Source organism: Pseudomonas sp. 34 E 7 (assembly GCF_900005715.1).
Taxonomy (GTDB): Bacteria; Pseudomonadota; Gammaproteobacteria; order Pseudomonadales; family Pseudomonadaceae; genus Aquipseudomonas; species Aquipseudomonas orientalis_A.
Genome location: NZ_CVTX01000153.1, coordinates 1,544 through 14,153 on the forward strand (window position 1 = coordinate 1,544; position 12,610 = coordinate 14,153).

At 62.3% G+C, this 12,610-nt stretch carries 11 protein-coding genes; 1 reads left to right on the forward strand and 10 read right to left on the reverse strand.

Annotation, left to right across the window (positions count from 1 at the left end; all coding sequences use genetic code 11):
• Positions 1-121 precede the first annotated feature (121 nt).
• Genes maiA through hmgA form a run of 3 tightly spaced genes read right to left on the reverse strand, consistent with a single transcriptional unit; the run spans position 122 to position 3,343 of the window.
• Positions 122-757 carry a maleylacetoacetate isomerase gene (gene maiA / locus BFP96_RS18560; protein WP_065936786.1) on the reverse strand — a complete coding sequence of 212 codons (636 nt, stop codon included), beginning with the start codon at positions 755-757 and terminating at the stop codon, positions 122-124.
• Positions 758-769: 12 nt separating this feature from the next.
• Positions 770-2,056: a fumarylacetoacetase gene (fahA, locus tag BFP96_RS18565; RefSeq protein WP_065936787.1), complete on the reverse strand. Its 1,287-nt coding sequence runs from the start codon at positions 2,054-2,056 to the stop codon at positions 770-772.
• Positions 2,057-2,059: 3 nt separating this feature from the next.
• Complete coding sequence (hmgA, locus tag BFP96_RS18570) at positions 2,060-3,343, reverse strand: homogentisate 1,2-dioxygenase (protein ID WP_065895339.1); 1,284 nt, start codon at positions 3,341-3,343, stop codon at positions 2,060-2,062.
• Positions 3,344-3,461: 118 nt separating this feature from the next.
• Here hmgA and BFP96_RS18575 point away from each other — a divergent pair, with 118 nt between their 5' ends.
• A complete protein-coding gene (locus tag BFP96_RS18575) occupies positions 3,462-4,241 on the forward strand; it encodes an IclR family transcriptional regulator (RefSeq protein ID WP_065885889.1) in 780 nt (259 codons plus the stop codon).
• 1 nt (position 4,242) lies between these two features.
• On the opposite strand, the gene dacB is transcribed toward BFP96_RS18575, so the two are convergent.
• The 7 genes from dacB to BFP96_RS18610 form a co-directional block, all read right to left on the reverse strand.
• On the reverse strand, positions 4,243-5,700 hold the full coding sequence (gene dacB, locus BFP96_RS18580) for a D-alanyl-D-alanine carboxypeptidase/D-alanyl-D-alanine endopeptidase (protein WP_065936788.1): 1,458 nt from the start codon (positions 5,698-5,700) through the stop codon (positions 4,243-4,245).
• Positions 5,701-6,319: 619 nt separating this feature from the next.
• Positions 6,320-8,734 (reverse strand): TonB-dependent siderophore receptor, encoded by a 2,415-nt coding sequence (locus BFP96_RS18585; RefSeq protein WP_065936789.1) that lies wholly within the window; start codon positions 8,732-8,734, stop codon positions 6,320-6,322.
• 110 nt (positions 8,735-8,844) lie between these two features.
• On the reverse strand, positions 8,845-9,780 hold the full coding sequence (locus BFP96_RS18590) for a glutathione S-transferase family protein (RefSeq protein WP_065936790.1): 936 nt from the start codon (positions 9,778-9,780) through the stop codon (positions 8,845-8,847).
• A 75-nt stretch (positions 9,781-9,855) separates the two neighbouring features.
• Positions 9,856-10,128, reverse strand: a complete 273-nt coding sequence (locus BFP96_RS18595; protein ID WP_065895336.1) for a GIY-YIG nuclease family protein — start codon at positions 10,126-10,128, stop codon at positions 9,856-9,858.
• 36 nt (positions 10,129-10,164) lie between these two features.
• Positions 10,165-10,635 carry a nuclear transport factor 2 family protein gene (locus BFP96_RS18600; RefSeq protein WP_065885884.1) on the reverse strand — a complete coding sequence of 157 codons (471 nt, stop codon included), beginning with the start codon at positions 10,633-10,635 and terminating at the stop codon, positions 10,165-10,167.
• Between the two features lie 90 nt (positions 10,636-10,725).
• Positions 10,726-11,361, reverse strand: coding sequence for a response regulator transcription factor (locus tag BFP96_RS18605; RefSeq protein WP_065936791.1), 636 nt, complete (start codon positions 11,359-11,361; stop codon positions 10,726-10,728).
• Positions 11,362-11,558: 197 nt separating this feature from the next.
• Positions 11,559-12,377: a response regulator gene (locus BFP96_RS18610; RefSeq protein ID WP_065936792.1), complete on the reverse strand. Its 819-nt coding sequence runs from the start codon at positions 12,375-12,377 to the stop codon at positions 11,559-11,561.
• Positions 12,378-12,610 lie beyond the last annotated feature (233 nt).

Below are 12,610 nucleotides of genomic sequence, written 5' to 3' on the forward strand. Positions count from 1 at the left end.
GCCGTGACCGCAGAAACGGATATGTACTCGGTCTGATCCAACATCCTGGTCGGCCCAGAGGCCGCCATCGGGGGCAAGTCGAATCGTCGCACCGCCCCTCCCACATTTGGCCCCATGCAGCCTATGGCGTGTCAGGCTGGTTGGCCGGATGGGCCTGCATGAAGGCCGGACACTGCGCCGCCAACGCCGCCACTCGCCCAATACGCGGGTACGCACCCAACGGCACGCTGAAACGTTCGGCGGCATACAACTGGGGAATCAGAAACGCATCCGCCAAGCCCGGCTGCTCGCCAAAGCAGAATCCTGTGTCGCCAATCAACTGCTCCACCGCGCCCAGGCCCTGGCTGATCCAATGCCCAATCCACTCCAGCAATTGCTCCTCATCGTGACCCCACTGGCGCAGCAGATTCTGGGTACTGGAGTTATGCAACGGATGGATATCGCAGGCAATGATCGACGCCACCGCGCGTTCATGGGCTCGAACGACCAGGTCTTTGGAAAGCAACGGCGCCTGTGGATAACACTCCTCCAGGTACTCGATGATCGCCTGTGACTGGATCAGCAGCGCCCCCTCATCGCTGCGCAAGGCCGGCACGCGCCCTTGCGGATTGATCGCCAGGTACTCGGGCTGGCGATTGGCGCCGCCGGCCGGCACCAGCAGATTGACCGGTACCGCAGTGAAATCCAGGCCTTTGAGCGCCAGGGCGATGCGCACCCGGTACGACGCGGTAGAACGGTAATACGTATACAGTTCCATGCCCCTGCCCTCTCAGCGCGCGGCGACCACGGTACCGCGGCATTCACCGAAACCGATGGAGGCGAAGCCTTCACGATGGCAGCGGGCACGCAGGATGATTTCATCACCGTCTTCGAGGAACTTACGCACCTCGCCGGATGCCAACTCAATCGGCTTTTTGCCGCCTTCGGTGATTTCCAGCAGGCTGCCGAACTGCCCCGGCTGCGGGCCCGACAAGGTCCCCGAACCAAACAGGTCACCGGCTTGCAATTGGCAACCGTTGACGCTGTGGTGCGCCACCATTTGCGCCACAGTCCAATACATATGCTCGGTGTTGCTCAAGGTCAGGCGATGGGCCGGCAGGTTCTGTTCACGCATTGATGCGGTGGTCAGCAGCACTTCCAACTCGATATCGAAGGCGCCGGCCTTCTGGTCGCGAACGTCCAGCAGGTACGGCAGCGGCTGCGGATCGCCTGCGGGACGCGGCGGTTGCGCCTTGCGAAATGGCTCCAGCGCTTCGGCCGTCACCACCCATGGCGAGATGCTGGTGATGAAGCTCTTGGAAAGAAACGGCCCGAGCGGCTGGTATTCCCAGGCCTGGATATCCCGCGCCGACCAGTCGTTGAGCAGGCAGAAACCGGCAATATGTTCGGCCGCGTCGCCAATGGCAATCGCGTCGCCCATGGCATTGCCCTGGCCGATCCAGATACCCAGTTCCAACTCATAGTCCAGGCGCGCGCAGGGGCCGAACGTCGGCTCGGTCTGGCCGGCGGGCAAGGTCTGGCCTTTGGGGCGACGCACCTCGGTGCCCGAGGGGCGAATGGTCGAGGCACGGCCGTGGTAACCAATCGGCACGTACTTGTAGTTGGGCAATAGCGGGTTGTCGGGACGGAACAGTTTGCCGACGTTCTGCGCGTGTTCAATGCCCACATAGAAGTCGGTGTAGTCATTGATCCTGGCCGGCAGGTGCATCTGGCAATCGGCGGCACGGTGCAACACCTGCGCTTCACGGGTTTGCAACGTGCTGCCTTCGGCCAGCAATTCCAGCAGGCGCTCGCGCAGAGCCACGCGGGGGCCGCGGCCGAGTTCGAAAAAGCCGTTCAATTGGCCACCGGCGGTGGCTTCTACCGCTCGCCGGGCGTCACCGTCGAACTGGTCCAGTGCCGCGTGCAGGTCGAGAACCGCGTCGCCAATCGCCACGCCACTGCGCGGCGCCGAGCCATTGATGCTGAACACACCCAGCGGCAGGTTCGGCAGGGGAAAGTCCGCGTGACCGTTGGCCGAGGCCACCCAGCTGCGGGTCTGCGTTGGTTGAGTCATGGGTTATCTCCGATTCGGATTGAAGGTGGCGGGCAGCGCGGCCCAGCACGCGTCGTAAGAAGGCTGCAATTGCGGGCATTGCAAGGCGAACTGGGTGGGACGCAGCACCTGGCTGGTCTCGAACATGAAGGCCATGGTGTTATCGATCTTGTGCGGTGCCAGCTCGGCATTGATCGCCCGTGTGCAGGTTTCGCCATCCGGGCCATGGGCGCTCATGCAGCTGTGCAACGACGCGCCACCGGGCAGGAAACCCTCGGCCTTGGCATCGTAGGCGCCCTGGATCAGGCCCATGTATTCGTTCATCAGGTTGCGGTGGAACCACGGTGGCCGGAAGGTGTTCTCGGCGACCATCCAGCGCGGCGGGAAGATCACGAAGTCGAGGTTGGCCAGGCCATGCACGCTGGTGGGCGAGGTCAGGACGGTGAAGATCGACGGGTCCGGGTGATCGAAGCTCACCGTGCCGAGGGTGTTGAAGCGGCGCAGGTCGTACTTGTACGGCACGTTGTTGCCGTGCCAGGCGACCACGTTGAGCGGCGAATGGTCGAGCTCGCAGGCCCACAGCTCGCCGAGGAATTTCTGCACCAGGGTGGTCGGTTGCTTGCGGTCTTCGTAGTGCGCGACCGGCGTCAGGAAGTCGCGCGGGTTGGCCAGGCCGTTGCTGCCGATCGGGCCAAGGTCCGGCAGGCGCAGCGGCGCGCCGTGGTTTTCGGCGACGTAGCCGCGTGCCTGGGCGTCGAGCAGTTCGACGCGAAATTTGAGACCTCGTGGCAACACCACAATTTCCAGCGGCTCGACTTCCAGTACGCCCAGCTCAGTGACGATACGCAACCGGCCCTGTTCGGGCACGATCAACCATTCGCCGTCGGCGTTGAAAAACACCCGCTCCATCGACCGATTGGCGCGGTAGTGGTAAATGCTGATCCCTGAGGGTTTTTCCGACCCGGCGTTGGCGACCATCCCTGCGAGCCCGTCGATAAAGTCGGTCGGCTCAGCTGGAACTTCCAACGGGTTCCAGCGCAACCGGTTGGGCGTCACAGCGCCCAGCGGCCCACCGGCCAATTGCCGCTCCAGCTTGATAAAGGCCGGGTGATTGGCCGACGGCTGGATGCGGTACAGCCAGGTACGCCGCGCTTCGCTGCGCGCCATGGTGAACGCGGTGCCGGAGAACAGTTCGGTGTACAGCCCGTAGGGCGCTTTCTGCGGCGAGTTCTGGCCAACGGGCAGTGCGCCAGGCAAGGCTTCGCTGGCAAATTCGTTGCCAAAGCCCGACAGGTATTCGAGGTTCATGGAGCGTCCTCTGGGTCAGTTGTTTTTATCGTAATCCAGTTACGCATAACGTAATTTGATCGCCAGGGAGCGTCAAGCTATAAAGACGCCCACTTATCTTTCGGATTCTCGCTCTCCCATGGAAAAGCCCCGCGACACCGGTAAACAGAAAGTCCGCTCGGCTGAGGTGGGCACCGATATCCTCAAGGCATTGGCACAACTGTCGCCGTCCACGTCATTGTCGCGCCTGGCCGACCATGTGCAGATGCCGGCGAGCAAGGTGCACCGCTACTTGCAGGCGCTGATCGCGTCGGGCTTTGCCGAACAAAACCCCGCCACCAACCACTATGGCCTGGGCCGCGAAGCGTTGCGCGTGGGCCTGGCGGCGCTGGGCAGCATGGATGTGCTGAAGGTCGGCGCACTGCCGCTGGCGGAGCTGCGCGATGAGTTGAATGAAACCTGCTTTCTGGCGGTGTGGGGCAACCAGGGGGCGACCGTGGTGCAGATCGAGCCGGCGGTGCGCGCCGTCACGGTGGTGACGCAGTTGGGGTCGGTATTGCCGCTCTTGAGCTCGTCCACCGGGCTGGTGTTCAGCGCCTACCTGCCGTCCCGGGAGACCGTGGACTTGCGTGAGCGCGAGATCCAGGCCGGTACCGCCCACGCCTTGGCGGACGATGCGGCCTACGCCACCCTGCGCGAACAGATCCGCAGCCGTGGCCTGCACTTTGTGCATGGCTTGCTGATGCCCGGGGTGGATGCGTTATCAGCGCCCGTGTTCAACGCGACCGGGCACGTGGCGGCGGTCATGACCGTGGTCGGTCCCACCTCGCTGTTCCACGCCGATGAAGACGGCCCGGCGGCGCAGCATTTGCTGGCGGCGACCCGGGCCGTGAGTTGGCGCATGGGCTATCAGCCCTGAATCAGTCGTCCCAGCGCGACAGCGCCACTGCCACACGATCTTCCAGCGTCTTGACCTGCGCGCCGGCCACCACGTAGTTGTTGGTCAGCATAGAGAACAGCAACCTGCGCCCGTGGGCATCGGTCACGTAGCCGCTCAATGAGGAAACACCGGTCATGGAGCCGGTCTTGGCGTGCAAATTGTTTTCGGCCGGGGTGCCGCGCAGGCGATAGCCGAGGCTGCCACCGGTCATGCGGTCAGTGTTGCCGGCAATCGGCAGTGCGTCGTACCAGGCGGTGAACCACGGCTGTTTGCCGGCGGCCAGCAGCAGGTCGGTGAAGGTTTGCGACGACACCAGATTGCGCCGCGACAGGCCGGAGCCGTCGACCTGGCTGAACGTGGCGGTGTCCAGCCCCTGACGTTTGAGAAAGCCGGCCACCGCCACTGCGCCCGCCGCCGCCGTGCCGCTGCTGGCGGTCTGGCGCCCCATGGCCTTGAGCAAGGCTTCGGACATGTTGTTGTTCGAGAGTTTGAGCAGCGGCACGATCAACGCCTGCAACGGCGCCGATTGGTGCTCGGCCAGCATCGTCACCGCCGACGGGCTCGCCCCGCCCATTACGCGACGCCCCTGCACCGTAATGCCCTGTTGCGCCAAGGCTTGTTCAAACAGATTGGCCACCAGTTGTGTCGGCTCCCAGACGCTGATCAGCTGCTGATTCTGCCGTCCCGCTGCCACCGCGCCGCTGAGCTGCAACAGGTTGGTGCCATGCCGGCGATTGATCCCATAGCTGTTACCCGGCCCACTGACGGCGCGATTGCTCAATTGCAGGTAGTCGGTGGGCGGATAGATATCGACACTCACGGGCTGGCCAACCCGCACCGGCGCCCTGGCGGTGACCAACACGCTGCCGGCATCAAAGTCCGCATTGGGCGACACCGTCAGCGCGGAAATCTGCGCGCCGTAGTAGGTGGTTTCATCATCATGGGACCAGTCGACCCCCAGCCGCTCGGCATCGAACCAGGTATCGTCGAACACCAGGTCGCCCTGCACCTGGCGCACGCCCTGGCTGGCCAGTTGCGCCGCCAGCGCCTGATAGTCGGCGTACTGCAGGGTCGGGTCGCCCAGGCCGCGCAGGTAGAGATTGCCGGTAAGATGATCGCCCTGGCGGGTGCCATCGCTCAACAGTTGCGTGGCGAAGCGGTATTGCGGGCCCAGCACATCCATCGCTGCGGCGGTGGTCAGCAGTTTGAGGTTGGAGGCGGGCACCAACCGTGTACGGGGGTTGTGCTGGTAGAGCGTGGCGCCAGTGCGGGCGTCGCGCACCATCAGCGAGACCGTCGCGCCTTGCAATGCCGGGTCGCTCAACAGCTTATCCAGGGTTGCCGGAGTGGAGGTCTGGGAAACGCTAGCGCAGCCGCCCAGTAAAAAGCTCAAGCCGACCAGCAGGGTGCTGGTGTGTAACCATTTTGCGAAATGCATCAGTCGCGTTTTCCGTAAGCATCGAATGTCCGCAACGCTAACAGCTCAGGTGCCAATGTGGGAGGGGGCTTGCCTCCGATGGCCATAGGTATCTACACAATTTTGGTGCGACACCGCACCTGTGGCGAGGGAGCTAACGCGTATCTACCTGACGCTCCGAGGTCCAAATGTGGGAGGGGGCTTGCCCCCGATGGCGGCCTCTGGGCCGACCAGGGTGTTGGATTGGAACGAGTACATATCCGTTTCTGCGGTAACGGCTGCTTAGGGTTCCGCCCTGACGGCGGCTCACTTTTGAAAAGCGCAAAAGTAAGCAAAACGCTCTTGCCCCACCACTCGGCACCTCGCCTGGGCTCGGTGTGCCCTCACTCCGGCTTGAATCCGTGGGCCGCCGCAATGGGCCATCCATGGCCCAGTGCGGCTAACCCGGCGTCCTGCCGGGTTACCCACGGATTCAAGCCTGCGTTCGGCCAGCGTGGTTTGACGGGGCGCTTAAGATCAAAAGCAGATCAAGATCAAGAGCGACTCGCTTCGCATCGTGGTTACGGTTGGGCGCTACAGAGTTGTGTAGATACCTATGGCTATCGGGGGCAAGCCCCCTCCCACATAAAGCGAACCGCAGTCAGAAAGTGAGGGTGCTGGACACCGACACCTGCCGCGCATCGCCAATAGACACGAACTGCGTGTTCACCGACGAGGTGTAGTAGGTACGGTCAAACAGGTTCTTCACATTGAGCTGGAACTTGACCTTCTGCCCCTCGAGCCGAGTGTCGTAGCTGGCGAACACATCGGCCACGGTATAGCTCGGCAATTCAAAGCTGTTGGCCGCATCCCCTGCCCGCTCACCGACATAACGCGCTCCGGCGCCGACGCGCAGTTGATCACCACCCAGGATACTGCCGAAATCATACACCGCCGACAGCGAGCCGGTGTTTTTCGCCACGTTCTGCAGGCGATTGCCTTTGAGGCTCGGGTCTTCGGTGACCTCGGCATCGGTGTAGGCGTAACTGCCGATCAGGCTCCACTTGTCGGTCAACTGGCCGCTGGCATCCACTTCCAGTCCACGGGATCGCACCTTGCCCGCCACGCTGTAGACCGAGGTCAAACCGTCGCCCACCTGCACCAGCACATTACGTTTATCAATGGTGAACAGCGCCGCGCTCGCGGTGATGCGCCCCGGCAGGTCGAACTTGGTACCCAGCTCCCACGCCTTGGATTCTTCAGGGTCCAGGCTGCCATCCAGCACGGTCTTGTTGGCCAACGGCGCGATGGTGGAGTTGGGTTTGAACGACTCGGTATAACTGCCATAGAACGACAGCTCATCGGTGTAGCGATACACCAACCCGGCACGCGGCACCCATTTCTGGCCGTTGCCATCGGTGTTGGCGGTGAACGGCACGCCTTTGCCGGCGTATTGGTCGTACATCTGGTAGCGCGCGCCGCCGACCAGGATCCACTGATCGTTCAGGTGAATGGCGTCCTGGAAGAACAACGAGTCGCTGCGCAGCAGGTCGGTCTGGTTGCTGTCCGGCGCGCTGACTTTGGAGCCCGCCACTTCGTTGCCGTATACCGGGTTGTTGTAGTTGAAAACGCCACGCGGTGTCTGGCGGATCAGGTCGGCGCGGTAGATTTTGCGGTATTCGTCATCCAGGCCGAACACCAGGTCATGCTGCATACCTGCCACATTCACCTTGCCTTCAAGGCTGGCGGTGGCGAAGCGGTCGGTGGTCAGCGCGCCCTGGGTGCCGTCCATGCTGCGGGTCAGGGTGCCGTTGGTGTTGACCTTGACCACGCGTACCTGGCTCGCGTCGTAGGTTTCGCGGTTCCAGCTGTAGCCAAAATGGGCTTTCCAGTCGTCGTTCAGATCATGATCGACGCTGAGGCGGTACAGATCGGAGCGGCCCTCCATGTTGTTGAACGGCTCGTCCAGACGGTGGGTGGCGGGGATGTTCAGCGGATGGTTGGTCTTGGGATCGATGGCGGTGCCACGGTCGAACGGCGAAAGAAATTCGCGGTGCTCATAGGCCAACACCACTTGGGTGGTGTCGCCGTACCATGCCAGCGACGGCGCCACCAAGGTCTCGCGGTGGGTGCCGTAGTTGCGCCAGTAGTCTTCATCTTCATGGTCGACGATCAGGCGATAGGCCAGGCCGCTGTCACCCACCGGGCCGGTGGTGTCCAGGCTGCCGCCGCTGCCGTTCTTGCCGCTGCCGAAGGTGGAGCCGCGCGCAGTCAGGGAAGTGGACTGCAGCAGCTCGGGCTTTTTGCTGACGATATTGACCACGCCGCCGGGGTCCTGGATGCCATACAGCAACGACGACGGGCCCTTGAGCACTTCGACACGCTCGGCCGTCGCATTCAAGGCGCGACCCTGCACCACAGGCATGCCGTCCTTCATGATCGAGCCGTTACGGTTGTCGCCAAAACCGCGCAGCATCACCGCGTCCTGGGTACTGCCGAGGGTGTTGGACTGGGTGATACCGCTGATATTGCCCAGCGCATCATCCAGATTGCGCGGTTGTTGATCGCGCAGCACTTGAGCCGGGACCACGTTGACGGTCTGCGGGGTTTCCAGCAACAGGCCACGGGAGCGCATCACCGAGCTGGTCGGCGGCGGCTGGTAGCTGGTGCTGTCCTGGGCGAGGTTGGCGCCGCTGATGGTGGTAGCGCCGAGATTGACCGCGCCATCGGTTGGCACAGGTTCCAGGGCCAGGGTGCGGGCGTCGATCCGGCGGAAGGTGAAGCCTGATTGACCCAGCAGGCGTTGCAGGGCCTGGGTCGCGCTCATTTGCCCGCTGAGCGCCGGGGCGTTGAAACCGTAGGGCGCTTCATCGGTATAGATCACGCTGATGCCGGTCACCCGGCTGAAATCACTCAGGGCCTGAGGCAGCGGTTTGGCTGCCAGGTCAAAATTGAACCGGGCGCTTTGTTGCTCCTGCGCCTGCGCCACCGCCAGGGGCAGCAATGCCACCCCCGACACCATCAGTACCGAGGCTCCCAGCCACTGTTTGACCCAACCGCCCGCCGTCGACTTCATGCTGTGAGAACCCGTGTAGAAAACGCTGTTAATGCGAATTGATCGCAGTTTCATGCACTACACGGATGGGCCGCAGGTTTACCTCACATCAGTGAGTAATTATTTTTTTGTTATTGCGCCTGGATGCGAAACCCCCACCGAGGGAAATGCACGTGCACGGTGCCGCCACGTTCATCAGTACGACGCAGGATCAGTTCTTCGCGCCCGGCAAACAGCAACTCACCGGCCACGGGGTCGACGCCATAGTCGATGGCCGCGATGGTCACCTGCTGTCCCGCCCTGAAGCCGTTCAAGTCCTCGAACGCCTCATCCGGCAGCGGTGCCGGGGTGGCATCGCGGGCGATCTTCAAGGCCTGCTCTGCGGTCATCGGACTGGCGGTGCCGTCGCCAACACCCAACACGCGTTCAAGCCAAGCCAACACGGCCGGATAGGCATCCACAAACGGCGCGGTGACCGGCGTGGCTTTCAGGAACCACAGTGAGTGGGCCAGGGCAAAGTCGGCAATCGAAGGCGCGCCGAACAGGAAATCGCCGGATTCGCGTTGTAGCTGTTGCTCCAGCCGCGTCATGATCGCCGGCCACTGATGCTTGGCCAACTCGGCCGGGAGCTTGCTGGCCGTGCCGCCACTGAACAGCGCGGCGCGGTCGGCGATGAAGGCCTTGATGGCTTCGGGTGGTAATTTGCCGAAACGCACCGCCACCGACTCCGGCTGGAACACCAGGCTCACGGCGTGGGCGAACACGACGCTGTCGGCCCAGGCGGCGAATGCCTGGGTGATCATTTCCTGGCCCGGCGGGAACAGCGCAGGCGCAGCCTTTTCCTGCTCCAGACGACGCGCGATCAGCGCCGTGTCGCAATAGATATCCGCCCCCACCTGCAGCACCGGGGTTTTCCGATAGCCGCCGGTCAAGGCCGTCAGGTCGGGCTTGGGCATCACCGGCGAAATGTGTACGGAATGCCAGGAGAGCCCCTTGAAGCCGAGTAAAAGTCGAGCTTTTTGCGCAAAAGGTGAGGTTGGATAATGATGCAGGATGAGCTCGGACATACGAGGCTCCGGATGGCGAATGAACGAGCAGATTACCGCGCAAAAGGTCCCGACGGTGTAATGGGAACCTATCAGTCAGCGTGATGAGCCACTTGCCGCCAGGCACTCCTTGGCGCTCTTCTTCAATTTCTTGATCAAGCGCTCCTGGCGCAACGCCTCACTCTTGCTCGCGCATTGCTCGGTGTACACCAGCGCTATGGCCGGGCTGGACAGGAAAAACCGCGCGCCCTTGCCGCTTTGGTGCGAAGCGAATCGGCGCACCGGGTCGTTGCTGATACCGCAATACAGCGCGCCATTGGCGGCGCGCACCAGGTAGACGTACCAGGGCTTGGGTTCAGGCGTGCTCACGGATGGATTCGGCAAGGCAAAGGGGCGCCCAGTTTATCAACGACTGGCCTGGAATGCCTTCAAGCCTTTGTTCGCCTGGGCGCGCACGGCGTTTCGCACCAGCGGTGTCCACCCCAGCAGCAGGCCCTTGGTGCCCAACGCCTGGCGCGACCAGCGCCACAGGTCGAACTGATCATGGTGCTCGCAGATCTTGCCCTCGCGAAAGACGAAGCGCGCTTGGATATCGTTGACCACGGTATTGCCGGTCGCGCTGAACAAATAGGTGGCCACCCAGTGTGCACTGCCGGTGCGTTCATCACTGTTTACCTGGTCGAAGGTCAAGGAAAAATCCTTGGCCCGCGTGGTGAGCATGCGCCACATATCCCCCGCGTCACGGCCGCGCAGCTCACCAAAGGCCGGGTCGCTGAACACCACGTCATCGCTGTAGCAGGCGATCATGGCTTCGGCATCCAGACGCTGGAAGGCGCCGTAGAATCGGCTGATCAGGGCGTTGTGGGCATCACTCATGGGCAGGCTCCGCAGGGGTCGAAAGAGTAGGCGCACGATAAGCTGCCCACGCCGCCCTGGCTACTCTCATTCGCCAGACAAATGGGCGGGCTACGGCGCTATGCCGGTACTGCGGGCGTAGGCGAACAAGTCAACGTCGGTGGAAATACTCAAGCGCTGCATGGCCGTGCTCTTCTGCTTGCTGATCGTGGAGACGCTGCGGTTGACCTGGGCTGCGATCTGGCTGACGGTCATGCCGCTGGCCAACATGCGCACCACCTCGCGCTCCTTGCCCGATAGCTGGGGTTCCTGGGACTGGTCACCGGTGCCGGCCTCCACCAGTTGCATGCGCAGGCATTCGCTGACGAAGGTCTGTCCGGCCTGTATGGCCTTGATCGCCAGGGGCAACTCCTTGGCCGAGGCGCTTTTGGCGACCACCGCCCTGGCGCCATGGGCAAAGGCGGCGCGTAAGGTGGCGACATTGGCGAACATCGTCACCAGAATCACCGGCAACTGCGGATACTGACGATGCAGCAGGCCCAACAGGCAATAACCATCAGCCTGCTGGCCGCCGGGCATGGCGAAGTCGGTGACCAGTACGTCGCACGGTGTATCACCCAGCACGCCTAGCAGTTGATCGGGGCCGTCGGCTTCACCGACCACCTTGCACTTGCCATTCGCCTCGATCACGACTTTTTGCCCGACTCGGACAATGGGGTGATCGTCAGCAATAATTACTCTAAGCATAGGCACCCACGAATGATGGCAACTTGAATCCGCGCAAAATACCTCTGCCTGCGATCATCAACAACTGCTAACAAAGAGCCGCTTGCGGCCGAACCCAATGTTCAGTAGCGGCCACTTTTTGGACTACAACACAATAGGAAAGCGCCTACAGTCAAAACCAGATCGCTGTGGAGATGAATGCCCAGCACCAGCATTCTTCAAATGTCGGACAGGTAATCGAGATAGGTGCACAGCTGTGCCTCGAACCCTTCCAACTGCGCCTTATGCGCAGCGACGCCATCGCACAGGACCTGCCTGATCACACTCACGGCGCTGGTTTCCAGGCCCGCGCCCCCCAGAAACACCAGGCTGCCGATCAACCGATGCAAGTGCTCGGCGGTCAGTGATGCGTTCAACGTCGCACGCGCATGGCGTAACACACGCAGGTCTTCCCAAGCCTCCACCAGCAGGCTTTCCAGCAATTGGTCGACAATGACGTCGCTGCCAAACGTGGCGACCAGCGAAGCACGGGTTGGCCAATTGATAATTGGCATCGCGGCTTCTTTTCCGGCGCGCGGGCCTTCATCGCCCGGCAACCAACGCACCAGTACAGCGTGCAATTGTTCAAGCGTCAGCGGCTTGACCAGCCAGGCATCCATGCCGGCCTTGCGGCAACGTTTCGGGCTGTCGTTTTGCAGATTCGCGGTCAAGGCGATGATCGGCACTCGCTTCAACCTGTTTTCGCGCTCGTGCCGGCGAATGGCGCGGGCCATGCTGTAACCGTCCATGAGGGGCATCCGGCAATCGCTGATGACCAGGTCGAAGGGCCTATGGGTAAAGGCGTCCAACCCCATGAGGCCATTGGCGGCAAGCTGGTGGCCGAGGCTGAGTTTTTGCAGCAGCCACCCCAACAACAGGCGATAGGCCGAATGATCCTCCACCACCAGCACATTCAGGTGCTGCCAATGAGGCCGGGGGGAAAAAGGCGGTCTGACTGTCTGGCTCGCTCCTGCGGTTGAACCTCCTGGCGAGCCCATCAGTACCTCTTCGTGGTGGTTAATCGGGCAGCCGTTTGCGGCATTGGCGCAGTCGCCAGGGCGAGCTGTCACGCAGCAGCGCCAGACATACCCTTTCGAAGGTTATCGACCGCAGCACCTATAACCTTTCAAGTCCATTCAAGCCCATACAACAACTACGAAAAGCACCGCGAAACAGCCTTCAAAACAGCGCGCCAGCCACGCCTGGCCAATGTCGTATTAGTTGTATTTCC

Bases quoted from the DNA above. Each gene is read 5' to 3' on its own strand.
- BFP96_RS18600 (WP_065885884.1), bottom strand. From the start codon at position 10,635: ATGAGTGATGCCCACAACGCCCTGATCAGCCGATTCTACGGCGCCTTC.
- BFP96_RS18605 (WP_065936791.1), bottom strand. From the start codon at position 11,361: ATGCTTAGAGTAATTATTGCTGACGATCACCCCATTGTCCGAGTCGGG.
- BFP96_RS18610 (WP_065936792.1), bottom strand. From the start codon at position 12,377: ATGGGCTCGCCAGGAGGTTCAACCGCAGGAGCGAGCCAGACAGTCAGA.
- hmgA (WP_065895339.1), bottom strand. From the start codon at position 3,343: ATGAACCTCGAATACCTGTCGGGCTTTGGCAACGAATTTGCCAGCGAA.
- fahA (WP_065936787.1), bottom strand. From the start codon at position 2,056: ATGACTCAACCAACGCAGACCCGCAGCTGGGTGGCCTCGGCCAACGGT.
- BFP96_RS18590 (WP_065936790.1), bottom strand. From the start codon at position 9,780: ATGTCCGAGCTCATCCTGCATCATTATCCAACCTCACCTTTTGCGCAA.
- maiA (WP_065936786.1), bottom strand. From the start codon at position 757: ATGGAACTGTATACGTATTACCGTTCTACCGCGTCGTACCGGGTGCGC.
- dacB (WP_065936788.1), bottom strand. From the start codon at position 5,700: ATGCATTTCGCAAAATGGTTACACACCAGCACCCTGCTGGTCGGCTTG.
- BFP96_RS18575 (WP_065885889.1), top strand. From the start codon at position 3,462: ATGGAAAAGCCCCGCGACACCGGTAAACAGAAAGTCCGCTCGGCTGAG.
- BFP96_RS18585 (WP_065936789.1), bottom strand. From the start codon at position 8,734: ATGAAGTCGACGGCGGGCGGTTGGGTCAAACAGTGGCTGGGAGCCTCG.